The organism is Azospirillum sp. A26 (genome assembly GCF_042604635.1).
Classification (GTDB): Bacteria; Pseudomonadota; Alphaproteobacteria; order Azospirillales; family Azospirillaceae; genus Azospirillum; species Azospirillum palustre.
Map to the genome: position 1 here is coordinate 1104413 of NZ_CP170473.1, position 20588 is coordinate 1125000.

Sequence of the window (20588 nt, forward strand, 5' to 3'; positions counted from 1 at the left end):
TAGGGTGAGGGGGATGCGTTTCGTGGATGACGGGGGATGTGTACCGCTCGGCATCCCGAGCAAAGCCACGCCGCGCGTCCCCCTCACCCCGCCCCTCTCCCCGGGGGGGAGAGGGGGATGTCCGGGCGCGTCCCCTTTAGAGCTGCGGTTCCGGAACGGTGGTCGGCAGCTCCTGCGAGACGCCGAACCACTTCTTCTGGATGGCGGCCATGCGGCCGTCCTTCTGGATCTTGACCAGGGTGGCGTTTACCGCCTCGATCAGGCTCTTGTCGTCGTCGCTGGGGCGGCCGACCCAGGAGAAGTAGGACGGCTTGCCAAAGGGCGGCAGGACGACGGCGAAGGTCTCCTTGCGCTGGGCGGCGGCGAAGTTCAGGTTCGGCAGCGAGTTGACCGAGGCATCGACGCGGCCGGCGGCCAGATCGGCGTAGGACTGGTTGCTGTCGACATATTCGCGGACGTCCGGCGGGGTCGGCAGCGTCTGGCCGAATTCCTTCACCTGGGCCAGCTGCGAGGTGCCCTTGCCGCCGCCGACCTTCTTGCCGGCGATGTCTTCCGGCTTGTTGATGGTCTTGTCGTCGGCGCGCTTCATCAGGGCGGCAGTCGCCTCGGAAATCGGAACGGTGAAGGAATAGCGCTTCACGCGTTCCTTCGTGATGGTGACCGGGGCGATAACCAGATCGAACTTCTTGGCTTCCAGGCCCGGCAGCACGCTGGTCCAGGGCAGGTCCATGTACTTGGCCTTGACGCCCAGTTCCTTCGCCACCTCGTCGAACAGATCCTTGTCGACGCCCTTGTACTCGTTGTTCTCAAGGAAATCGAAGGGCGGGAACTGCATCTCGGTGGCGACGGTGAAGACGCCCGCCTTCTTCACGTCGGCCAGCGTGTCGGCCATCGCCGTCCCGGCGGCGGCACCGGCGACCAGCAGGGTGGCGCCCAGCAGCGCCGTCTTGAACATCGTCCGAACCATAGCCTTGCTCTCCATCGTGAACTCACCCCTGTTGCGGCCGGCGCCTGTCACCGGTCCTTTTGTGTTTACAAATTCAACTCGGTCGCGCTGTCGGTGATCGACGATCCGCTGAGGCTGAAGCGGTCACCGACCGAGAGGAAATGAACCAGCGTCACCGGCCGGCTGAGATGCATGGTCTGCCGCCGTATCGACAGGCAGGCCGCACCGGCTTCCACCCCCAGCAAGGCCGCCATCTCCGCCGTCGCGTTGACCGCGCGCACGGTGTGGTCGGCCGATGACCAGGGAACCCGGTCGACCAGCCATCGGCTGGGTGCCACGACATCGAAGGCTTCGTCAACCACCTCCGGCACGACGTCGAGATTGACCAGCCGGCGTTCGTGCTGGATCGGCGTGCCGTCGCTGAAATGCAGGCATTCCAGCGTCAGGATCGGTGTGCCGTCAGGCAGGTCGGGCCAGCGGATGCCCTCGCCGTTGCGAAAAATCTTGCGGTCGCGGATGCGGAATTCGTAGACACGGCCATCCCGCGCCACCACGTCGCCGATGTCCTCGATGGGCAGGGCGAAGCGGTCGCGGCGGCCGGTGGCGACGAAGGTGCCGGCGCGCCGGCGGCGGACCAGGAAGCCCTCCCGCGCCAGCAGGGCGATGGCCTTGTGCACGGTCTGGCGGGAGACGCCGTAGAGGCTGGACAGTTCCGCCTCGTTGGGAAGGCGCTGGCCCGCCTGCCAGCGTCCGCGCAGGATTTGCCCGGCGACGGCGCGCTTGATCTGGTCGAACAGGGGGCCGCGGCCGTCGAGGGTGCTGTCCTTCGGGGCGCTGTCCGGAGCGAGGCCTGCCTAAGTCGGACCGGCTTGCAACGGATGTTCCGGCGGGGACGCCGGTCCGTTACCGCGGTTCTGTCCGGTCAGGCCTTGCCGTGCCAACCCCGCACCCCGCTCTCCGCGCCGCGTTGCGATGTGACGTTTCGGCGATAATGTATGTACATAATCTTTCGGTCAATCGCGAATTCCCGAACGTGACACAGCCCATGTTGCAATGCGGCGGAATTCCGCCTATCCGCTTCGCAGGGGCTTGCGCCAACGCTGATAAAAGCCAATTGGAGAGCGGGTTTCGTCGGCTGGAAGGTTCGCGTGCGTGCATGGCGGTTGGAACGGGCAAGGAAGGGTTGATGGTGCCGGTGGCGGAGAGTCGCGACGATCTCGTCGCCTGCCCCGACTGCGGCCGCCTGCACCGCGTCCGCCTACCGGCGCCGGGGCGCCGGGCCGAATGCACGCGCTGCGGCGCGGTGCTGTTCCGGAATGGACGCGGCGGCGTTCGCCATGCGCTGCCGATGGCGGTCGCCAGCGCCCTGATGCTGCTGCTGATCGCCGCCAACCCGCTGATGGGCGTGAACATCCAGGGCAACGACCGCACCAGCCTCGTCACCACCGGCGTCGAGATTTTGGCCGACCAGGGCATGTGGCCGCTGTCGCTGCTGGTCGGCGCGCTGGTGCTGGCCGCCCCCTTCGCCCGCATCATGGCGGTGATCGCCGTGCTGCAACGGCTGCATGACGGGCGCCCTCCCGCCCAGGTGCGGGAGACCGCGCGTCTCTTCGCCTGGGCCGAGAAGCTGCGGCCCTGGGCGATGCTGGACGTCTTCCTGCTTGGATTGCTGGTCGGCTATTCGCGGCTGAAGGGCTTCGCCAACGCGGAGTTCCTGGCCGGCGGGCTGGCGCTGGGCGGCTTCGTGCTGGCCGGCACGCTGATGGATTTGGCGCTCGACAGCCGCCGGGTCTGGCAGGCGATCGACCATGTGCCGCCCAGCGATGCCCCGGCGCCCAGGCGCTGGGTCGCCTGCACCGTCTGCCAGCGGGTCCATGGCTGCGACCATGGGCCGGCGCCGGACCGCTGTACCCGCTGCCATAGCCGCCTGCACCCGCGCGAACCGAACAGCCTGGAGCGCACCGCGGCGCTGGTGTCCGCCGGCGCCGTGCTCTATATCCCGGCCAACCTGCTGCCGGTGATGACCGTCGTCAATTTCGGCCAGGGTGCCCCCAGCACGATCCTCAGCGGCGTGCATGAGCTGGCGGAGGCCGGGCTTTGGCCGCTGGCCCTGCTGGTCTTCGTCGCCAGCGTCGCCGTGCCGGTGCTGAAACTGGCAGGGCTCGGCTGGTTCCTCCTGGCCGCGTGGCGGCGTTCGGCCGCGAGGCTGCATGCCCGGACGCGGCTCTACCGCATCATCGACTCCATCGGGCGCTGGTCCAACATCGACGTGTTCATGATCGCCATCCTCACGGCGCTGGTGCAGTTCGGCGCCGTCGCCTCCGTCCGCGCCGATCCCGGCGCCATCGCGTTCGCCGGCGTGGTCGTGCTGACCATGATCGCAAGCCACATCTTCGACCCGCGGGTGATGTGGGACCGTGCGGAAGAGGGCGCGCCCGATGCGGCGCAGAACGAACAGGCTGGAATGACGCGGCATGGCTGACGAGACCCGAGACAACGACCGGCCGGACCCCCATTCGCCGGAGAACCAGCCGTCTGCCGGCCATCCGCTGGCCAACCATCCGCCCGAGGTCGCGACACCGCCGCGCCGGCGGCTGTCGCCCCTGTGGCTGCTGCCGCTGGTGGCGGCGCTGATCGCCGGCTGGCTCGGCTGGCGCTGGTTCGAGGAGCGCGGGCCGCAGATCGTCATCACCTTCCAGTCCGGCGACGGGCTGGAGGCTGGGCGGACCCGCATCAAGCACAAGAACGTCGATCTGGGCGTGATCGAATTGGTGCGGCTGTCCGATGACCTGTCGCAGGTGATCGCCACCGCGCGCATGGACCGCACCGCCGCCCGCCATCTGAAGGACGGCACCCGCTTCTGGATGGTGGCGCCGCGCCTCGGCCTCGGCGGGGTATCGGGGCTCAGCACCGTGGTGTCCGGCACCTATGTGGAGATGGAGCCGGCGGTGGCGACGACCGGCGGGAGTTCGACGCGCTGGACGAGCCGCCGGTGGTCCGCGCCGACGTGCCGGGCCGCAGCTTCAACCTGAAGACCGAGCAGCTGGGATCGCTGGCCCAGGGCTTTCCCGTCTATTTCCGCGGCGTCCAGGTGGGCGAGGTGATGGGCTACAACCTGTCGCCGCAGGACCGCAGCGTGTCGGTGGCCATTTTCGTCCGCGCCCCCTACGAGGGCTTGGTGCATGAGGGAAGCCGCTTCTGGCGGTCATCGGGTATCCAGTTCTCCGCCGGGGCCGACGGCATCAAGTTCCAGACGGAATTGCTGAAGTCGCTGGCGCTGGGCGGTGTGGTGCTGGAGACCCCGCCCGATCCCGAGGCCGGGGCACAGTCGCTGGATTGGGCCAGCTTCACGCTTTACGAGGATCAGGCGTCCGCCGCGGCGGCACGCGACCGGCTGCGCGTGCGCTACCGGCTGGAATTCCCCGGTTCGGTGCAGGGGCTCCAGGCCGGTGCACCGGTGCTGATGCGCGGCCTGACGGTGGGCCACGTTGCCGCCGTGCGGCTGGAGTATGACGAGGCCAAGGAGGAACTGCACATCCCCGTCGACATCGACTTCGAACCCGATCTGGTCGCCCGGACCTATGCCGTGATAGATGGGAAACCGATGGACGAGGCGGCGGTGCGCAAGCTGGTCGCCATGCAGGTGCAGAAGGGTCTGCGGGCCCGGCTAGCCTCGGGCAACCTGATCACCGGGCAGAAGCTGGTGTCCTTCGACTACGCTCCCGGCCTGCCGCCCTCGCCGGGATCGGAGCGGTCGGAACTGCCGACGGTGGCCTCCAGCGACCTCGATTTGATCATGGCCTCGGCCGGGGTGGTGATGGAGAAGATCTCCGCCCTGCCGCTGGATGCGCTGATCGCCGACCTGCGCGGCACCTTGCAATCGGTCGGCGGGCTTGCCGGGTCGCCGGACCTCGCGCGGTCGCTTGCCGCACTCGCCAAGGCGCTGGGCAGCGCCGATGCGCTGATGCGCGACGCCGACCGGCAACTGCCGCAGCTGGTGAAGAGCCTGCGCGGGGTGGCGACCGCGGCGGAAGGAACGCTGAAGAACGCCAACGGGCTGCTCGGCGGTGGGAGCGGACAGGCCGATCTGCCGGGCGTGATGCGGCAGTTGAACGACGCCGCGCGGTCCTTCCGCGTGCTGGCCGACTACCTGGAACGTCACCCGGAAGCGCTGCTTCGGGGCAAGAAATAATGGGACGGGGAGCAGAGGGGATGAAGGTGATGCGCGGATTCCGGAATGCTGCGCTGGCGTTGCCGCTTTTCGTACTGGCGGCCTGCCAGTCGACGCCGGACAGCCGGCTCTACACGCTGGCGGTGATCCCGCCGGCCGGTTCGGCGCAGCCGGCAGCGACGCCAATCCGGACCCTGGCCTTGGGCTCGCTCGACCTGCCGATGCTGATCGACCGCCCGCAGATCGTCCGCCGCATCGACGGCAACCGGGTGGAGACGCTGGAGTATGACCGCTGGGCGGAGCCGCTGGCCGATGGCCTGCGCTCCACCCTGGCCGGGGATCTTGCGGCACGGTTGCCGGGGACGACGGTGCTGCCGGTTGCCGGAAGCGGGTTGGCCGAGGGGACGCCGGTGCTGGCCGTCACCGTGCTGCGCTTCGATGCCGACGCCGCCGGGCGTGTGGTTCTGGATGCGCAATGGACCCTGTCGCCCGGCAGCGGGTCCGGTGGGCGCAGGATCGCGCCAGCGCGCGAAACTGTCGAGGTGCCGTCCGGCGGTGCAGAGGCCGATGCGCAGGTTCGTACGATGAGTCAGGCGGTCGGCCAGCTGGCGGATCGCATCGCTGCGGGATTACGGCGCTAGGCTGGCGCGTAGCGCCGCCTCAGTGCAGCAGGGTGGCGCCGCGGTCGGCGGTGGGGCTCGGCCTGTCCCGTGACCTGTCGATGGGAGCGGTCACCGGACGGCTCGGCATCGGAGGCGTCTTCGCAGGGTCCGGCAGCGTCAGGCCGGCGCGGGCGAGGGCCGCGGCCAGGACGCAGAGCGGCGCCATCGCCATGCGCACGGCGGTCAGCGACAGCCATTCGTTCATCAGCACCCCGGCCTCGCCATGCAGCCCTTGCTGGGCCAGCCGCAACATGTCGAGCAGCAGCGCCTCGTCGGTGCCCAGGGCCGGGCAGGGCGGGCGATGGAGGTCGAGCGGGCGGGTGGTGGCGGAGAGCACGATGCGCATCAGCGTGTCGAACGCCACCGCCGCGTCGTTCGACAGACCGGCGGCGGTCATTCCATCCTGCCAATGCGGATGCTGCCGCTCCGGTTCGCGCAGAGGTTCCGCCCACAGCCGCAGCACCGAGACGACCAGCGTCTCTGCATCGCACAGATCCTGGAAGCGCTCGCGATGAGGGGCGGCGCGGCGATGAAACTGCATGCTGGACATGGCGGACTCCGCTTGGGGTGGATCAGCGGAGAGTAGGACGCTCAAAATGCGAATGCAAGTCATTCGCAATACATGGCGGTTTCCGGTCCGAGGTCAGTGTTGCGACCAGCGGGTCAGCCAGCCGGCGAGCCGGTCGAACCCGGCATCGATCACCACGGCGAGTGCGGCGACGATCAGCGCGCCCTGGATGACATAGGCCTGGTTGGACCCGTTCAGCCCGACGATGATCGGCAGGCCCAGGGTCTTGGCGCCGACGGTGGAGGCGATGGCGGCGGTGCCGACATTGATGATGACGGCGGTGCGGATGCCCGCCAGGATCACCGGGGCGGCCAGCGGCAGCTCGACGCGGAACAGCATCTCCGCCGGCCCCATGCCCAGGCCGCGGGCCGAATTGAGAACCGGGGCCGGGACGCCGTCCAACCCGGCGACCGTGTTCTCCACCACCGGCAGCAGGGCGTAGAGCGTCAGGGCGATCAGCGCCGGTTCGGGGCCGAAGCCCATCACCGGCACCGCCAGCGCCAGCACCGCCACCGGCGGGAAGGTCTGGCCCATGGTGGCGACGGTTTCCAGCAGGCCGCGGAATTCCCGCCCCCAGGGACGGGTGACGGCAATGCCGGCACCGCCGCCCAGCAGGATCGCGGCGAGGCTGGAGGCGCCAACCAGCGCCATGTGGTCGAGCGTCAGGCTGACGAAGCTCTCCGCCTCGTACAGCGGCCGGTCCAGGCGGGGGAACAGCGTCGCGAACAGCGGCTTCAGCGACGGCATGCCCAGCACCAGCGCCACCAGCACCACCAGACCCAGCATCAGCCGGTCGGTCAGGAAATCCCGTGGGGCCATGCCGGCGCCGGTCATGCGGTGCCGCCGGGGGCCGCACCGCCGGAGGCGGGGCGGACGAGGTCGGACAGGTGCAGCACGCCGGCCGGCCGGCCGTCGCCGTCCACCACCGGCAGCCGTTCAGTGCCGCGGGCAACCATCTCCGACAGGGCGCGGTGCAGCGGGGTTTCCGCTGCCAGCGGTTCGCCGGTCACGCTCTCCTGCCGGCGGGCGCGGTCACCGACTGTCTCCACCGCCAGCCGCTTCAGCCCCCATTCCTCGCGCCCGACGAGATCGCGCACCAGCGGGCTGGCCGGGCGGGTCAGGATGTCCAGCGGCGTGGCGCACTGGATCAGCCGGCCATGGTCCATCACCGCGATGCTGTCGCCAAGCCGCAGCGCCTCGTCCATGTCGTGGGTGACGAAGACCACGGTGGTGCCGGTGCGGCGGTGGATGGCCGACAGCTCCGTTTGTAGGCTGGCACGGGTGATCGGGTCGAGCGCGCTGAACGGTTCGTCCATCAGCAGGATGCGCGGCTCCGCCGCCAGGGCGCGGGCGACGCCGACGCGCTGCTGCTGTCCACCGGACAGCTGGTGCGGATAGGCGCCGCGGTACCGGCGGGGTTCGAGATTCAGCAGTTCCAGCAGCTCCGTCACCCGGTCGCGAATCCGCGCCCTGGGCCAGCCGAGCAGGCCGGGGACGGTGGCGATGTTGCGTTCCACCGTCCAGTGCGGGAACAGCCCGACCGACTGGATGACGTAGCCCATGCGGCGGCGCAGTTCTTCCGGTTTCAGCGACGCGATGTCCTCGCCGTCGATGCGAATGGCGCCCTCGTCGGCGGGGATCAGCCGGTTGATCATCCGCAGCACCGTCGATTTGCCGGAGCCGGACGGCCCGATCAGCACCCGGAATTCCCCTTCCGCCACGGTGAAGGACACGGCATCCACCGCCGTCCAGGAGCCGAAGCGCTTGGTCACCCGCTCAAAGTCGATCATGGCGCACTCTTTCCCGGCAGGAGGCCGATGCTGTGGGTGGCGGCGGCAATGCCGATGGAAAGCAGGGCATCGGCCGCCACCGCCAGCAGAATGACGGGAACGGCGCCCAGCAGCACGAGGTCCAGCGCATTGGCGAAAAGCCCCTGGAACATGATGGCGCCCAACCCGCCGGCCCCGATCAGTGCCGCCACCGCCGCCAAGCCGACCGCCTGGACGACGGTGATGCGCAGTCCCGACAGGAAGACCAGCAGCGCCAGCGGCAGGTCGACGCGCAGGAAGATCTGGCGCGGCGTCAGACCCATCCCCCTGGCGGCTTCCCGCACCGGGGCGGGAACGCCATCCAGCCCGACCGCCGTGTTGCGGACGATGGGCAGCAGCGAATAAAGCGTCAGCGCGATCACCGCCGGCAGCGGTCCGACCCCGCTGATCCCCGACCCTGGAAGCATCGCGCCCAACGCCGCCAGCGGTGCCATCAGCAGACCGAACAGGGCGATGGACGGCACGGTCTGCACCACATTCAGCACCGGGAACACCGCGCGCCTGACCGCCTGCACCCGGTGGGCTGCGACGCCAAGGGGGATGCCGATCAGCAGGGTCGGGACCAGCGCCGCCACCACCAGCGTGGCATGGCGCAGCACGGCGTCGGCGAAGATCTCACGCCGGTTGGCGTATTCCTTGAGGATCGACAGAGCGTCGAGATGGCCGGACGCCAGTTGCAGCGCCACCAGCGCGGCGACCGCCCCGCCGACGGCCATCCGGCCGATGGCGCCCAGCCCCAGCCGGCGCGCCGCGTCGATGGCGGTCAGCAGACCCGCCGCCGCCATCACCCAGAAGCCGGAGGCGAAGGAGGTCCGCGCCGCTGCGGACGCTCCCTGGGCCAGTGCCGCCGCCTGCGCGCCCGCCAGCCAGACCAGCCCGGCGGTGAACAGTCCGCCCGCCGCGACGGTCAGGCCAAGCCCGGCACGGGTGGGCCGCAGGACCGGCGTCGCCAGCAGCAGCAACCCCGGCAGCAGGGCCGCCGCCCCATCCAGCCCCTGCACCGCCGCCCACAGCGGCACCGGCCGTCCCGACAGCAGGCGGTTGGGTGCGAAGCCGAGAAAGGGCAAGGCCATGGTGGCGACCGCCGCGGCCAGCACCATCAGCAGGGCGACGCGGTTGTGCAGGAGAAATCGGCTGGTCACGTCGCCGGCTTACTTCAGGAAGCCCTTGGATTTCAGGTAGTCGGTGGCGACCTGCTTCTGGTCCTGGCCGTCCACCGAGATCTTGGCGTTCAGCCCGCGCAGGGTCTCGGCATCGAGGCTGGAGAAGACCGGGTTCAGCAGATCGGCGATCTTCGGATTGGCGGTCAGCACGGCGGCGCGGATGGTCGGCGCCGGCTCATACACCATCTGCGCGCCCTTGGTGTCGGCCAGCACGACGAGGTCGAGCGCCGCGATGGCGCCGTCGGTGCCATAGACCATGGCGGTGTTGACGCCGGACGTCTGTTCGGCCGCCGCACGGATGGTGGCCGCGGTGTCGCCGCCGGCCAAGATCAGCATCTGGTCGGGCTTGAGCGCGAAGCCGTAGGTCTGCTGGAAGGAGGGCAGGGCGGCCGGGCTCTCCACGAACTCGGCCGACGCGGCGACCTTGGCCTTGCCGCCGCCGCCGACCCACTTGGCGAAGTCCTCCATGGTCTTCAGCTTGTTGGCGTCGGCCACATCGCGCCGCACGGCCAGCGCCCAGGTGTTGTTGGCCGGGGCTGGCTTCAGCCAGACGACGCTGTTCTTCTCCTGGTCGAGCTGCCGGACCTTGTCATAGCCGGCGCCGGCATTCTTCCAGACCGGATCGCTGTCGACGTTGAAGAAGAAGGCGCCGTTGCCGGTGTATTCGGGATAGATGTCGATCTCGCCGGACAGCAGGGCGCCGCGCACGATCTTGGTCGGGCCCAGTTGGATTCTGTTTTCCGTCGGGATGCCGCCCGCCTGCAAGACCTGCAGGATCATGGTGCCGAGCAGTCCGCTTTCGGCATCCAGCTTTGAGCCGACGCGGACCGCATCAGCCGCCTGTGCTGTGCCGGCGACGAGACCGACCGCCAGGATTGCCGCACCCATATAGGCGCGGCTCTTGTTGAAGATCGTGAACACCCCGGACCCTCCCCCTGAAAGCATTGGGAAAAGGATGGGTGACGGCTGCGCTTACGGCAAGCCGCGCTTTCCGTCTGTCCTGTCCCGGATATGAGTTTTCGCCTATTTCCCTGAGGAACTTCCCATCCGGTGACACTGTTGAGCGGGAAACATCCCACAGCCCAACAGGAGGATCCGATGTCCCAGGGCGACAAGGACAAATACACCGATAAGCAGAAGCGCAAAGCCGAGCATATCGAGGAAAGTTACGAGAAGCGCGGCGTGTCCAAAGATGAGGCGGAAAGCCGGGCTTGGGCGACCGTCAACAAGCAGGATGGTGGCGGCAAGAAGGGCGGGTCGGGGAACGACAAGTGACGATGGCGGTCAAGTAGGGGAAGATCGAAGCCGATACTTCCCCCAACCCTGAACGCCTCTATAGTCCCCGATAGGTCCACTCCGTCCCCAGTGCCGCGGCGTCGCGGTCGCGCAGCACGGCAACCTCCGCATGGGCTGGCGACAGTTCGCAAACCGGGTCGGTCGCATCGGCGCTGCCCGCCAGCGCCAAAGCCTGACAGCGGCAGCCGCCCCAATCCTCCTCCTTGTGGTCGCAGGACTGGCAGGGCTGCGGCATCCAGTCGGTGCCGCGGTAACGGGCGAAGGCCGGGCCGTCCCGCCAGATGTTGGACAGGCTGCGGTCGTGCACCGTCTCGAACGTCATCCCCGGAATTGTCTCCGCCGCATGGCAGGGCAGAACCCGGCCGCGCGGGGTGACGTTCATGAAACGGCGCGCCCAGCCGCCCATGCAGCTTTTCGGCCGGCGGGCGTAATAATCCGGCACGACGTAATCGACGACAATCCGCCCGGCCAGTTCGGGCAGCCGGCCGCGCACCGCCGCGTCCATCGTCAGCAACTGCTCACGTGACGGCATCAGGGCCGCCCGGTTGGCGAGCGCCCAGCCGTAATACTGCACGTTGGCGATTTCGATCCGTCCGGCGCCGATATCCATCGCCAGATCGATGACGTCGTTGACCCGGTCGATGTTGTGGCGGTGCAGAACCGCGTTGATGGTCAGCGCCATACCCTGCCGGACCACCGCCTGCGCGACCTCCAGCTTCTTGGCATGGCCGCCCTTGAAGCCGCCGATGCGGTCTGCACCAACAGCCTCTGAGTTTTGCAAGCTGATCTGCACATGCTGAAGCCCGGCGCGCTGCAACCGCTCCAACCGCGGTTGATCGAGCAGCACGGCGGAGGTGATGAGGTTGCTGTAGAGGCCGATTTCCGTCGCGTGGGCGACCAACTCCTCGAGATCCTTGCGGACGCAGGGCTTTCCGCCGGAGAAATGCACCTGGAGCGCACCGACGTCCGCCGCCTCGTCCAGCACGCGCTTCCAGGTGGCGGTGTCCAGCTCCGCGCTGGCGGACTTGAGCGCCACCGGGTTGGAGCAGTAGGGACAGCGCAGCGGACAGCGGTGCGTCAGCTCCATCAGCACGGCGAAGGGCGGGGCCGGTTCGGCGGCCGAAGATGCCGCGAAGGCGGGCAGGGCGCAGCTCATTGAACACACCTCCTGGAGACACACCTCCCGGGGCATCTCATGTGACGACATAACCCTTGTTGCGCAGGTCGGTCAGCATCTCCAGCACGTCGGCGGCGACCTCCGTGCGCGGCGCGTCGTATTCCACGGTCAGCCGGTCGATGCCGGCGGCCACGTCGGCGACCTCCGCGCCGATGCAGGCGCGCACCACCGCCAGCGCCATCTCGTCCAGCACCAGAAGCCGCTCCGGCCCCATCAGCATCCACTGGCCGCGGCGGCGGTCGTTGCGCAGCATGACGCCGGGGGCCAGCCGCAGCCGGTCGGTCTCGGCAATGTGGGAAGCGACGGCGTTCACCGGCTGTACCGTGTCGGTTCCATGTCCACCGGCACGAAGGCGCCGGGCGGGATCAGGTTGGGGGTGACATAGGCATGGTGCAGGGCATCGAGCTGCGCCCACAGCAGCTCGGTCTTGAAGCGCAGCGCGCGCAGGCATTGCCGCTGCTGCTCCGCCGTATGGGCATTGGTCAGCACATAGTCCAGCCCGAACTCCACGTCGCGCGGCGCCTCGTCCAGCCGCTTGCGGAAATAGGACAGCGTGCTGTCGTTGGCGAAGGCGTAGTTGCGCTCGAACCCGGCGATGCGTTCGCGGTGGATCGACGGTGCGAACAGCTCGGTCAGCGAGGATGCCACCGCCTCCAGCAGCGAATGGTCGCGCACGAAATTGACATAGGCATCCACGGCGAAGCGGGTGGCGGGCAGGAGACCCTCCAGCGACTTCACATAGTCGCGGTCCAGCCCCAGCCCGTCGGTCAGCCGCAGCCAGCGTTCGATGCCGCCGACCTTGGTCTCGTCCAGTTCGCCGGTCTGGGTCAGCCCGTCATGGTCCAGCACGCGCTGCAACCAGGCGCGGCGCAGCGCCGGATCGTCCATGCGCGACATGATTGTCAGATCCTTGCGCGGAATCGACACCTGATAATAGAAGCGGTTCAGTGCCCAGGCCTGGATCTGCCCCTTTTGCAGCTTGCCGCCGTGCAGCAGCTGATGGAACGGGTGGAGGTCGTGATATTGCCGCTCGCCGATGGCATAGAGCGCGGCGCGGAACTCCTCGCGGGACATCAGCTCAGTCATAGGGTCAACTCCAGCCCGTCATGGGCGATGCGCCAGCCGGCCGCCTCGGCCTCCGCCCGTTCGGGCGAATCCTCAAGCAGGGCGGGGTTCGTGTTGTTGATGTGGATGTAGTATTTGCGGGCGACGCTCAGCGGCGCGAAGGCAGCGATGCTGCCGGCCGGCCCCGACATCGGCATGTGGCCCATGCGTGCCGCCGTCTTCACCCCGGTGCCGCTGCGGATCATCTCGTCGTTGGTCCAGGTGGTGCCGTCGAACAGCACGAGCGGCGCCCCGTGCAGCCGGTCGGCCAGCCAGCCCGGCATGCCGGCGCAGCCGGGGATGTAGAAGAAGCCGTCGCTGGACCCGTCGCTGGGGCGGATGCGCAGCGCCACCGTGTCCTCGGCGACGGAGCCGAAGCCGGGTCCGGCCGACACGTCCTCCAGATAGAGCGCCACCTTGCCCGGCACCGCGAACGCCTCGACCTCCAGCCCCAGCGGCCGGCCGTCGGCCCCGGCGGGCTGGAAGGGCTTGCCCAGCGCCATCTGGCGGCGGGCGACCAGCTCGGGATTCAACACGTTGAACACGCTGTTGCCGGCCAGCACGCCATGGACGCGCGGCGTGGCATAGACGGCGAAGGGATGGGATTTGCGAAGGGTCAGCAGGCCGGCGACATGGTCGATGTCGGCATTGGTCAGAAGCGCCGCGCTGATTGGATTGCCGCGCAGGCCATTCCGGGGATGAAGCCGCGGGTTGGCGAGCAGTTGCGCGCCGAGGTCGGGCGAGGCGTTCAGCAGCAGCCAGCGTTCGCCGTCGGCGGTCACCGCCAGCGACGATTGGGTGCGGGGCTTGGCCGCCGGATCGCCGGAACGGGCACGGCGGCAACCCTCGCAGGCGCAGTTCCATTGCGGGAAGCCCCCGCCGGCTGCCGAACCGAGTACGAGAATTTCATGGCCACCGTCTTGAGCGCGTCTTGGGCGCGATCCTTGAGAAAAAGGCCCTAAGGAAGGCAGGGCCGGGGAAGAGCTGTCACGCCGTGCTTCCCCGGCCCCGGTTTGTCCGGCTTACAGGCCGGCGCAGGCGTAGGCGTTGATCTCGGTGCCGACGGCGATTTCGGTGGTCTTCGGTTTGCGCCAGGTCTTCATCGCGTGATACTCCTGCTTGCTGACTGTTGCTTACCAGGATGGTTGGCAAGATGAAGAGTAGCGGTCCGGGGCGGAGGGCCGCCATGCTACCATGGTGTAATCCGCCACCTCCTTCGGTGCCGATCCGCCCCCGATATCAGGGAGTGGGAGCAGCGGGAGGCGGCAGCGGATGCGCCTCCTCCGTCGGCAGACCGGCTTCCATCCAGCCGTCGATGCCCGTCGGGTACCAATGGACACGGGCATAGCCAAGCAACACCGCCCGCTTGGCCGCGTTCCATGACAGCCAGCAATCGGACAGGCAGTAGAACAAAAGATCGCGGGAACGGTCGCCGCCGGTCAGCCGGTCCAGTTGGAATTTCAACCATGCCAGCGTCGCCGGATCGGGGGTGCCCACCCCCACATTGGGCAGCCAGACGCTGCCGGGAATTTGCCGGTAGGGCTTCGATTGCAGCCAGGGGCCGCCGGGCAGTGTGCTGCGCTCCAGACGCTGGACGAAGACCGGGATGGGGTGGCCTTGCGACAGCAGCGCCTGCACCGCTGGGGTGTCGACCGTCTCCGCCCCGGCGATCCCGTCCGGCGTGGGGGAGCGGTAGTCCGACAGGCGGTAGCCGTCCGGCTGCGGAATCCCGGCGGCAAGGGCGGAAGTGGTGAGAGCGAAGGTTAGAAGAACAGCGGTAACTGCTGGGAGTTTGGAACCCCACCCGACCTCCCTCGCCGGGCGGGGTGGGGGTAAGTGTCTACAGGCCCTCACCGCCGGTCGGCCAGCACACGGTTGGCAATCACCACCGCCTGGGTGCGGCTGTAGACCTTCAGCTTTTGCAGGATTGCCGAGACATGTGCCTTCACCGTCGTCTCGGTGATGCTGAGGTCGAAGGCAATCTCCTTGTTCAGCTTGCCGGTGCCGAGAAGCTCCAGCACCCGCAGCTGCTGCGCGGTCAAGGTGGAGATGCGCCGTGCGATCTCCGCGGTTTCGGCATCCTCGGCCTCGTCGGCGGTCGCCTCTTCCGCGGCTTGGGGAGGAACGTAAAGCTCGCCGTTCAGGACCTGGCGCAGGGCGGCGGCGATGGCGTCGCGCGGGGTCGATTTGGGAATGAAGCCGGCGGCCCGCTCTCCATCGCCTCGCGCACCCAGCGGCGCTCCTCATGGGCGGAAACGACAACGACCGGTGTCGCCGGGAAGCGCTGGCGCAACGTGCGCAGTCCGCCCAGGCCGTTCATGCCCGGCATGTTGACGTCGAGCAGCACGAGATCGAGGTCGCCCCGTTCCTCCAGCGCCTGCATGACGCTGTCGAGCCGGTCCGCCTCCATCACGTCGGTGGCCTGGCAGGAATAGAGCACCGCGCTGCGCAAAGCGTCGCGCACCATCGGATGGTCATCGGCAATCAGGATCCGGGTCATGGCCTGCGGTTCCCTGCACAGCGGCAGAAAAGATGAAGATTGGGACAGCGTCCCGCCTCCATTGTGTCAGAGCGAAATGGGCGGGTGCAACAACGCGAACGACCCAAATTGTTTTGTGCGCGAACATGTCGCACCGCCATCGGATGGACTTCCCTTTGATTGGAGCGTGCCGTCACTCCTCGTGCACGGTTTCCAGCCAGGAGCGGATCGACCACAGCGCCTCCTGCCCCAGGGCCTCGCCGAATTTCGGCATGTAGGTGACGCCGTTGCGGATCGAGCCGTTAATGACGCGCTCCTTGAACCATTCGTCGCCGGCATCGCCCTTCTCCAGATAGCGCAGGTCGGGGGCGATGCCGCCGGACACCGCACCCAGCCCATGGCAGCGCGCGCAGTTCTGGTTGAAGGCCGAAGCGCCGATCTCGATGGCGCGCGGGTTGCCGCGGTAGGGATTGCTGTCCCGCCATGTCTCGCCCAGCTTCTCCAGCCCGGCGGTGTCCACCGGCTGCGGGACGACGTCGCCATGGGCGAGAACCGGGCCGCACAGCGCCGCCGTCAACAGTCCGGCCAGCGCAAGCGCAACGAAGGGGGCGAGCCGGCGGGACCGGTTGGGCGGCTTGGCGGGCCTCTGCGTCATCTCTTGCGTCCTCTTCCTGCATCCGTCTTTTGGCTCCCGCTTTGTGCCGCGCCGCAGACTTCGTGTTTGATGGAGGTGCTTGACGGTTGCAGGGCCGGATTGCGGCCGAGGATAGCAATCGTTCGTTCGCTTAATTATTCGACGATGGTACGAGACCCGCCAGCAAGGTCGGAATTGCGCCGCGGCGGCTTGGTCTATGGTCGGATGACGCAAAGGGCAAGCCTCTGGAAATCCGCACTATCTGGAAATCCGCAGGGAGCCCGCCGTCAGGTCAGCGGCGGCAGCCGCCCGGCATTGATCGCCGCCTTCACCTTCGCCAGTTGCCGCACCGCCGGATCGCCCAACCGCAGCGCCACCCCTGTCGACAGCACGTCGATCAGCGTCAGATGCACCAGCCGCGAGGCCATCGGCGTGTACATCTCGGTGTCCTCCACCGGGCGGCTGGCGATGACCACGCTCGCCATCGCGGCCAGAGGCGACCGCGGCGCGGTGATTGCCACCACTGCCGTGCCCTGCGACCGCGCCGCCGCCGCCAGTTCGTTGATCGTCCCGCTGCGCCCGGTGTTGGACAGCGCCAGCAGCACCCCGCCGACCGTCATGTTGACCAGCAGCATGCGCGCCAGCACCGGATCGGCGCAGGGCTGCGCGTCGGCGCCGAAGCGCAGCAGCTTGTGCGCCGCGTCCTGGGCCAGCGCGCTCGACCCGCCGGTGCCGACGCACAACACCCGCGACGCACCCGCCAGGAGAGCGATGGCGCGCTCCAGCGCTTCATCGTCCAGCGTGGATGATGCCGTAGTCAGAGCCGCAGCGCTCGATGAAAAAATTTTTCGCGCCAGTGTTCCGACATCGTCGTCCGGCGCGACATCCTTGCTGACATAGGGTGTGCCGCCGCGCACCTCATCACGCAACGCATCGCGTGCCTGGGATTTGGCAAGCCGCAGCTTGAAGTCCGGGAAGCCGGCACAGCCGACGCTGCGGCAGAAACGCACCACCGTCGCCTCGCTGACCTCTGCCGCCTGCGCCAGCGACGTGACGTTCAGGTCGAGCACCCGCCGCGGATCGGCCAGCACCAGATCGGCGATCTGCCCTTCCGACCGTTTCAACTCGCTTCGCAACCTTCGGATCTCATCAAGGATATCCAATGGTGTAGGGGAGGCGGCTGTGCTGTTGACCGGGGATGTCATGGCGTAAAGTTACTTCCCTGGAAGGAGGCCGATTTCGCGGGGCACCAGCCGCCGCACCATCGCGAAAGCGGCAGCATTCAGAGCGGCGCTGCCGTCACTATGAAGAATTTTGCCGTGGATGGCGAGAAATCCAGCTGAGCCATCCCATTTATGAAAAAATTTTTCTTCACAGCCCTTCCTCCCAGGCGTATGGTCCGTTCCGGAAATCATCGCCTCCCACAAACGGTCGAGACGCGATCATGAGCAAGCCCGCCCCCCTGAATTCTGTCGTCGCCCGCGTGACGGAGCGTATCGCGGAGCGCAGCCGCGACCGCCGTGCCGGATATCTGGCGCGGCTGGAAAACGCCGGTGGAAAGCCGCACCGCCAACGTCTGGGCTGCGCCAACCTCGCCCACGCCTTTGCGGCCTGCGGTGCGAACGACAAGGCGGCGCTGCGCGGCGAGACGCAGCCGTCGATCGGCATCGTCACCGCCTACAACGACATGCTCTCCGCTCATCAGCCCTACGAGCGCTATCCCGCGATGATCCGTGAGTTGGTGCGCGCGGCCGGTGGCGTGGCGCAGGTCGCCGGTGGCGCGCCCGCCATGTGCGACGGCGTCACCCAGGGCTACGAGGGCATGGAGCTGTCGCTGTTCAGCCGCGACGTGATCGCGCTGGCGACCGGCGTCGCACTCTCCCACGCAACCTTCGACGGTGTCCTGTGCCTGGGCATCTGCGACAAGATCGTTCCCGGCTTGGTGATCGGATCGCTTGCCTTCGGCCATCTGCCGACGATCTTCGTCCCCGCCGGTCCGATGCCGTCGGGCCTGTCGAATGCCGACAAGGCCAAGGCGCGCCAGCTCTATGCCCAGGGCAAGGTCGGTCGCGAGGAGTTGCTGGAGGCGCAGTCCCAGTCCTACCACGCGCCGGGCACCTGCACCTTCTACGGCACCGCCAACACCAACCAGATGCTGATGGAGATCATGGGCCTGCATTTGCCGGGCGCCAGCTTCGTCAACCCCAACACGCCGCTGCGTGACGCGCTGACCGATGCCGCCGCCCGCCGGGTGGTGGCGATGACCGTCCCCGGCGCCGGCACCCCCATCGGCCGCATCGTCGACGAGCGCGCGCTGGTCAACGGCATCGTCGGGCTGCTGGCCACCGGCGGTTCGACCAACCACACCCTGCACATCCCGGCCATCGCCGCCGCCGCCGGCATCGAGCTGAACTGGGAGGATTTCTCGGAGCTGTCGACGGTCGTCCCGTTGCTGGCCCGCGTCTATCCCAACGGCAGCGCCGACGTGAACCGCTTCCATCAGGCCGGCGGCATGCCCTTCGTCATCGGTCAGCTGATCGACGCCGGTCTGCTCCACACCGACATCTCCACCATTCATGGCGACGGCGGCCTGGAGCCGTACCGCAGCATGCCGGAACTGGACGAGGGCGGTGCCCTGACCTGGACCCGTGCCGCCACCGACCAGAGCGGCGACCCGTCGGTCGTCGCCACCACCGCGGCGCCCTTCGCCGCCGAAGGGGGCTTGCGCGTGCTGACCGGCAACCTCGGCCGCGGCGTCATCAAGATCTCGGCGGTCAAGCCGGAGCATCGTCTGGTCGAGGCCCCGGCCCGCGTCTTCGACAGCCAGGAGGCCGTCCAGGCCGCCTTCCGCGCCGGCGAACTCGACCGTGATGTGATCGTCGTCGTACGCTACCAGGGTCCCGGCGCCAACGGCATGCCGGAACTGCACAAGCTGACACCGCCGCTGGGCGTGTTGCAGGACAAGGGCTTCAAGGTCGCTTTGGTGACCGATGGCCGCATGTCCGGCGCGTCGGGCAAGGTGCCGGCCGCCATCCACGTCACGCCGGAGGTGAAGGGCGGCGGTCCGCTCGGCCGTGTGCGCGACGGCGACATCCTGCGGCTGGACGCCGAGGCCGGAGCGCTGAACGCTCTGGTCGACGATGCTGAGTGGGAAAGCCGCGGCGCCCCCCCGCCGCCGAGCGAGGATGCCTCCCATGGCTGCGGGCGGGAGCTGTTCTCCCTGTTCCGCAACAATGCCGGCCCGGCGGAGAGTGGTGCCTCCGTCCTCAACCTGCTGGGGTGATCCCGCAGGACAGAATCCTGGAACCGTGGGCTGGCATCGGGCCGTGCCGGCCCGCATTGTGACTGGCCCATCCCTGTGGCACCATGACGCACGGGCAGACCAAAGGCACCGTGCCATCGACGTCGAGAGGTCCGAAGATGCACTCCCGCTCCACCGGTGCAGCCCCCGCACTGCCTCCCTTCGACTATACGGTGTTCGGCGGCACCGGCGATCTGGCCCTGCGCAAGCTGTTGCCGGCGCTCTACCTGCGCGACAAAGCGGGGCAGGTGGCCGACGGCAGCCGCATCATCGGCGTCTCGCGCAGCCCGCTGGCTCCGTCCGACTACCGCGCCAAGGCGGAGGAAGCGATCCGCGAGCATGTGCCGGCCGACGAGCGCGATACCGCTTTGGTCGCCCGTTTCCTGGAGCGGCTGGACTATGTCCCGGTCGACGCCACCTCGGACAATGGTTGGGACGAGTTGGCGGAGCGGCTGAACAACCCGCCGTCGCGCAGCAGCGATGCCGTGCGCATCTTCTATCTCGCCACCTCTCCCAGCCTGTTCGGTCCGGTCAGCGATCAGCTGCGCGCCTTCGGCCTCGCCACTCCGGAGTTTCGTGTCGTTCTGGAAAAGCCCATCGGCCGTGACCTCGCCTCGGCGCAGGAGATCAACGACCGCGTCGGCGCCGTCTTCACCGAGCAGCAGATTTACCGCATCGATCATTATCTCGGTAAGGAGACGGTGCAGAACCTGCTGGCTCTGCGCTTCGGCAATTCCCTGTTCGAGCCGCTGTGGAATGCCGACCACATCGACCATGTGCAGATCACCGTCGCCGAAACGGTCGGCGTGGAGGAGCGGGGCGGCTATTACGACCAGTCCGGCGCCCTGCGGGATATGGTCCAGAATCACCTGCTTCAGCTCGTCTGTCTGGTCGGCATGGAATGTCCGATCTCGCTCGCCCAGGAATTGGTGCGCGACGAGAAGCTGAAGGTTCTGCGTTCGCTCAAGGCCATCGGGGCGGACGAGGTCGGTGGCTGCACCGTGCGCGGTCAGTATCGCGCCGGTGCGGTGGCAGGTGGTGCTGTGCCCGGCTATCTCGACGAGCCCGGCATTCCGCCCGGCAGCGGCACCGAGACCTTCGTCGCGCTGAAGCTGGAGATCGACAACTGGCGCTGGGCCGGCGTGCCCTTCTATCTGCGCAGCGGCAAGCGCCTGCCGGCCAAGATGTCGGAGATCGTCATCCAGTTCCGGCCGATCCGCCATTCGATCTTCCCGCAAGGGGCAGGGGAGCTGCAGGC

24 protein-coding genes (1 of these 24 cut by a window edge) are annotated in these 20588 nt (G+C 68.2%); 7 read left to right on the forward strand and 17 right to left on the reverse strand.

Going from position 1 to position 20588, the window contains the following annotated elements:
• Positions 1 to 136: 136 nt before the first annotated feature.
• Together ABNQ39_RS18955 and ABNQ39_RS18960 are read right to left on the reverse strand one after the other, a co-directional pair.
• Positions 137 to 967: a transporter substrate-binding domain-containing protein gene (locus ABNQ39_RS18955; RefSeq protein WP_376959817.1), complete on the reverse strand. Its 831-nt coding sequence runs from the start codon at positions 965 to 967 to the stop codon at positions 137 to 139.
• A 65-nt stretch (positions 968 to 1032) separates the two neighbouring features.
• Complete coding sequence (locus ABNQ39_RS18960) at positions 1033 to 1743, reverse strand: GntR family transcriptional regulator (protein WP_376962624.1); 711 nt, start codon at positions 1741 to 1743, stop codon at positions 1033 to 1035.
• Positions 1744 to 2102: 359 nt separating this feature from the next.
• On the opposite strand from ABNQ39_RS18960, the gene ABNQ39_RS18965 reads away from it, so the two are divergent.
• The 4 genes from ABNQ39_RS18965 to ABNQ39_RS18980 are packed head-to-tail and all read left to right on the forward strand — an operon-like array spanning position 2103 to position 5758.
• Positions 2103 to 3428, forward strand: coding sequence for a paraquat-inducible protein A (locus tag ABNQ39_RS18965; RefSeq protein ID WP_376959818.1), 1326 nt, complete (start codon positions 2103 to 2105; stop codon positions 3426 to 3428).
• Positions 3421 to 3978, forward strand: a complete 558-nt coding sequence (locus ABNQ39_RS18970) for an MlaD family protein (RefSeq protein ID WP_376959819.1) — start codon at positions 3421 to 3423, stop codon at positions 3976 to 3978. The genes ABNQ39_RS18965 and ABNQ39_RS18970 overlap by 8 nt, the downstream gene beginning before the upstream one ends.
• Complete coding sequence (locus tag ABNQ39_RS18975) at positions 3939 to 5138, forward strand: intermembrane transport protein PqiB (protein WP_376959820.1); 1200 nt, start codon at positions 3939 to 3941, stop codon at positions 5136 to 5138. Before ABNQ39_RS18970 ends, ABNQ39_RS18975 begins: the two co-directional genes overlap by 40 nt.
• Before the next feature lie 29 nt (positions 5139 to 5167).
• Positions 5168 to 5758 carry a PqiC family protein gene (locus tag ABNQ39_RS18980; RefSeq protein ID WP_376959821.1) on the forward strand — a complete coding sequence of 197 codons (591 nt, stop codon included), beginning with the start codon at positions 5168 to 5170 and terminating at the stop codon, positions 5756 to 5758.
• Positions 5759 to 5777: 19 nt separating this feature from the next.
• Here ABNQ39_RS18980 and ABNQ39_RS18985 read toward each other — a convergent pair whose 3' ends face one another.
• From ABNQ39_RS18985 to osmF, 5 genes are all read right to left on the reverse strand, one after another.
• On the reverse strand, positions 5778 to 6329 hold the full coding sequence (locus ABNQ39_RS18985; RefSeq protein ID WP_376959822.1) for a hypothetical protein: 552 nt from the start codon (positions 6327 to 6329) through the stop codon (positions 5778 to 5780).
• A gap of 93 nt (positions 6330 to 6422) precedes the next feature.
• The gene (locus ABNQ39_RS18990; RefSeq protein ID WP_376959823.1) at positions 6423 to 7181 is read right to left on the reverse strand and encodes an ABC transporter permease; all 759 of its coding nucleotides are present in this window, start codon (positions 7179 to 7181) and stop codon (positions 6423 to 6425) included.
• Entirely contained in the window at positions 7178 to 8137 is a 960-nt protein-coding gene (locus ABNQ39_RS18995) for an ABC transporter ATP-binding protein (protein ID WP_376959824.1), read from the reverse strand. Before ABNQ39_RS18995 ends, ABNQ39_RS18990 begins: the two co-directional genes overlap by 4 nt.
• Positions 8134 to 9318 carry an ABC transporter permease gene (locus tag ABNQ39_RS19000; RefSeq protein WP_376959825.1) on the reverse strand — a complete coding sequence of 395 codons (1185 nt, stop codon included), beginning with the start codon at positions 9316 to 9318 and terminating at the stop codon, positions 8134 to 8136. Before ABNQ39_RS19000 ends, ABNQ39_RS18995 begins: the two co-directional genes overlap by 4 nt.
• Positions 9319 to 9327: 9 nt before the next feature.
• A complete protein-coding gene (osmF, locus tag ABNQ39_RS19005; RefSeq protein ID WP_376959826.1) occupies positions 9328 to 10260 on the reverse strand; it encodes a glycine betaine ABC transporter substrate-binding protein OsmF in 933 nt (310 codons plus the stop codon).
• Between the two features lie 177 nt (positions 10261 to 10437).
• Here osmF and ABNQ39_RS19010 point away from each other — a divergent pair, with 177 nt between their 5' ends.
• The gene (locus ABNQ39_RS19010; RefSeq protein WP_376959827.1) at positions 10438 to 10614 is read left to right on the forward strand and encodes a hypothetical protein; all 177 of its coding nucleotides are present in this window, start codon (positions 10438 to 10440) and stop codon (positions 10612 to 10614) included.
• A 58-nt stretch (positions 10615 to 10672) separates the two neighbouring features.
• On the opposite strand, the gene pqqE is transcribed toward ABNQ39_RS19010, so the two are convergent.
• From pqqE to ABNQ39_RS19060, 10 genes are all read right to left on the reverse strand, one after another.
• A complete protein-coding gene (gene pqqE / locus ABNQ39_RS19015; protein ID WP_376959828.1) occupies positions 10673 to 11791 on the reverse strand; it encodes a pyrroloquinoline quinone biosynthesis protein PqqE in 1119 nt (372 codons plus the stop codon).
• Positions 11792 to 11828: 37 nt separating this feature from the next.
• Positions 11829 to 12125: a pyrroloquinoline quinone biosynthesis peptide chaperone PqqD gene (gene pqqD, locus ABNQ39_RS19020; protein WP_376959829.1), complete on the reverse strand. Its 297-nt coding sequence runs from the start codon at positions 12123 to 12125 to the stop codon at positions 11829 to 11831.
• Complete coding sequence (pqqC, locus tag ABNQ39_RS19025; protein WP_109048677.1) at positions 12122 to 12898, reverse strand: pyrroloquinoline-quinone synthase PqqC; 777 nt, start codon at positions 12896 to 12898, stop codon at positions 12122 to 12124. The genes pqqD and pqqC overlap by 4 nt, the downstream gene beginning before the upstream one ends.
• Entirely contained in the window at positions 12895 to 13821 is a 927-nt protein-coding gene (gene pqqB, locus ABNQ39_RS19030) for a pyrroloquinoline quinone biosynthesis protein PqqB (protein ID WP_376962626.1), read from the reverse strand. The genes pqqC and pqqB overlap by 4 nt, the downstream gene beginning before the upstream one ends.
• 117 nt (positions 13822 to 13938) lie before the next feature.
• On the reverse strand, positions 13939 to 14019 hold the full coding sequence (gene pqqA / locus ABNQ39_RS19035; protein WP_014249839.1) for a pyrroloquinoline quinone precursor peptide PqqA: 81 nt from the start codon (positions 14017 to 14019) through the stop codon (positions 13939 to 13941).
• 136 nt (positions 14020 to 14155) lie between these two features.
• Positions 14156 to 14644, reverse strand: coding sequence for a rhodanese-like domain-containing protein (locus ABNQ39_RS19040; protein ID WP_376962629.1), 489 nt, complete (start codon positions 14642 to 14644; stop codon positions 14156 to 14158).
• Positions 14645 to 14766: 122 nt separating this feature from the next.
• Entirely contained in the window at positions 14767 to 14958 is a 192-nt protein-coding gene (locus tag ABNQ39_RS19045; protein ID WP_376959830.1) for a response regulator transcription factor, read from the reverse strand.
• Between the two features lie 98 nt (positions 14959 to 15056).
• Positions 15057 to 15416, reverse strand: a complete 360-nt coding sequence (locus ABNQ39_RS19050; RefSeq protein ID WP_376959831.1) for a response regulator — start codon at positions 15414 to 15416, stop codon at positions 15057 to 15059.
• Positions 15417 to 15588: 172 nt separating this feature from the next.
• Positions 15589 to 16050, reverse strand: a complete 462-nt coding sequence (pedF, locus tag ABNQ39_RS19055) for a cytochrome c-550 PedF (protein WP_376959832.1) — start codon at positions 16048 to 16050, stop codon at positions 15589 to 15591.
• 266 nt (positions 16051 to 16316) lie between these two features.
• Entirely contained in the window at positions 16317 to 17153 is an 837-nt protein-coding gene (locus tag ABNQ39_RS19060) for an SIS domain-containing protein (protein ID WP_376959833.1), read from the reverse strand.
• Between the two features lie 320 nt (positions 17154 to 17473).
• Between ABNQ39_RS19060 and edd the strand changes: the two genes are divergently transcribed.
• Both edd and zwf read left to right on the forward strand, forming a co-directional pair.
• Positions 17474 to 19312: a phosphogluconate dehydratase gene (edd, locus tag ABNQ39_RS19065; protein ID WP_376959834.1), complete on the forward strand. Its 1839-nt coding sequence runs from the start codon at positions 17474 to 17476 to the stop codon at positions 19310 to 19312.
• A 137-nt stretch (positions 19313 to 19449) separates the two neighbouring features.
• Positions 19450 to 20588, forward strand: partial view of a glucose-6-phosphate dehydrogenase gene (zwf, locus tag ABNQ39_RS19070; protein WP_376959835.1) — the 5' portion only. The gene runs 382 nt beyond the window's last position; only the first 1139 of its 1521 coding nucleotides appear in the window; it begins with the start codon at positions 19450 to 19452; its stop codon lies beyond the right edge, outside the window.

Coding starts and splice junctions, on each gene's coding strand:
- ABNQ39_RS18955 (WP_376959817.1), bottom strand. CDS start 967: ATGGTTCGGACGATGTTCAAGACGGCGCTGCTGGGCGCCACCCTGCTG.
- ABNQ39_RS18965 (WP_376959818.1), top strand. CDS start 2,103: ATGGCGGTTGGAACGGGCAAGGAAGGGTTGATGGTGCCGGTGGCGGAG.
- ABNQ39_RS18970 (WP_376959819.1), top strand. CDS start 3,421: ATGGCTGACGAGACCCGAGACAACGACCGGCCGGACCCCCATTCGCCG.
- ABNQ39_RS18980 (WP_376959821.1), top strand. CDS start 5,168: ATGCGCGGATTCCGGAATGCTGCGCTGGCGTTGCCGCTTTTCGTACTG.
- ABNQ39_RS18985 (WP_376959822.1), bottom strand. CDS start 6,329: ATGTCCAGCATGCAGTTTCATCGCCGCGCCGCCCCTCATCGCGAGCGC.
- ABNQ39_RS18990 (WP_376959823.1), bottom strand. CDS start 7,181: ATGACCGGCGCCGGCATGGCCCCACGGGATTTCCTGACCGACCGGCTG.
- ABNQ39_RS18995 (WP_376959824.1), bottom strand. CDS start 8,137: ATGATCGACTTTGAGCGGGTGACCAAGCGCTTCGGCTCCTGGACGGCG.
- ABNQ39_RS19010 (WP_376959827.1), top strand. CDS start 10,438: ATGTCCCAGGGCGACAAGGACAAATACACCGATAAGCAGAAGCGCAAA.
- pqqE (WP_376959828.1), bottom strand. CDS start 11,791: ATGAGCTGCGCCCTGCCCGCCTTCGCGGCATCTTCGGCCGCCGAACCG.
- pqqC (WP_109048677.1), bottom strand. CDS start 12,898: ATGACTGAGCTGATGTCCCGCGAGGAGTTCCGCGCCGCGCTCTATGCC.
- pqqA (WP_014249839.1), bottom strand. CDS start 14,019: ATGAAGACCTGGCGCAAACCGAAGACCACCGAAATCGCCGTCGGCACC.
- ABNQ39_RS19050 (WP_376959831.1), bottom strand. CDS start 15,416: ATGACCCGGATCCTGATTGCCGATGACCATCCGATGGTGCGCGACGCT.
- pedF (WP_376959832.1), bottom strand. CDS start 16,050: ATGACGCAGAGGCCCGCCAAGCCGCCCAACCGGTCCCGCCGGCTCGCC.
- edd (WP_376959834.1), top strand. CDS start 17,474: ATGAGCAAGCCCGCCCCCCTGAATTCTGTCGTCGCCCGCGTGACGGAG.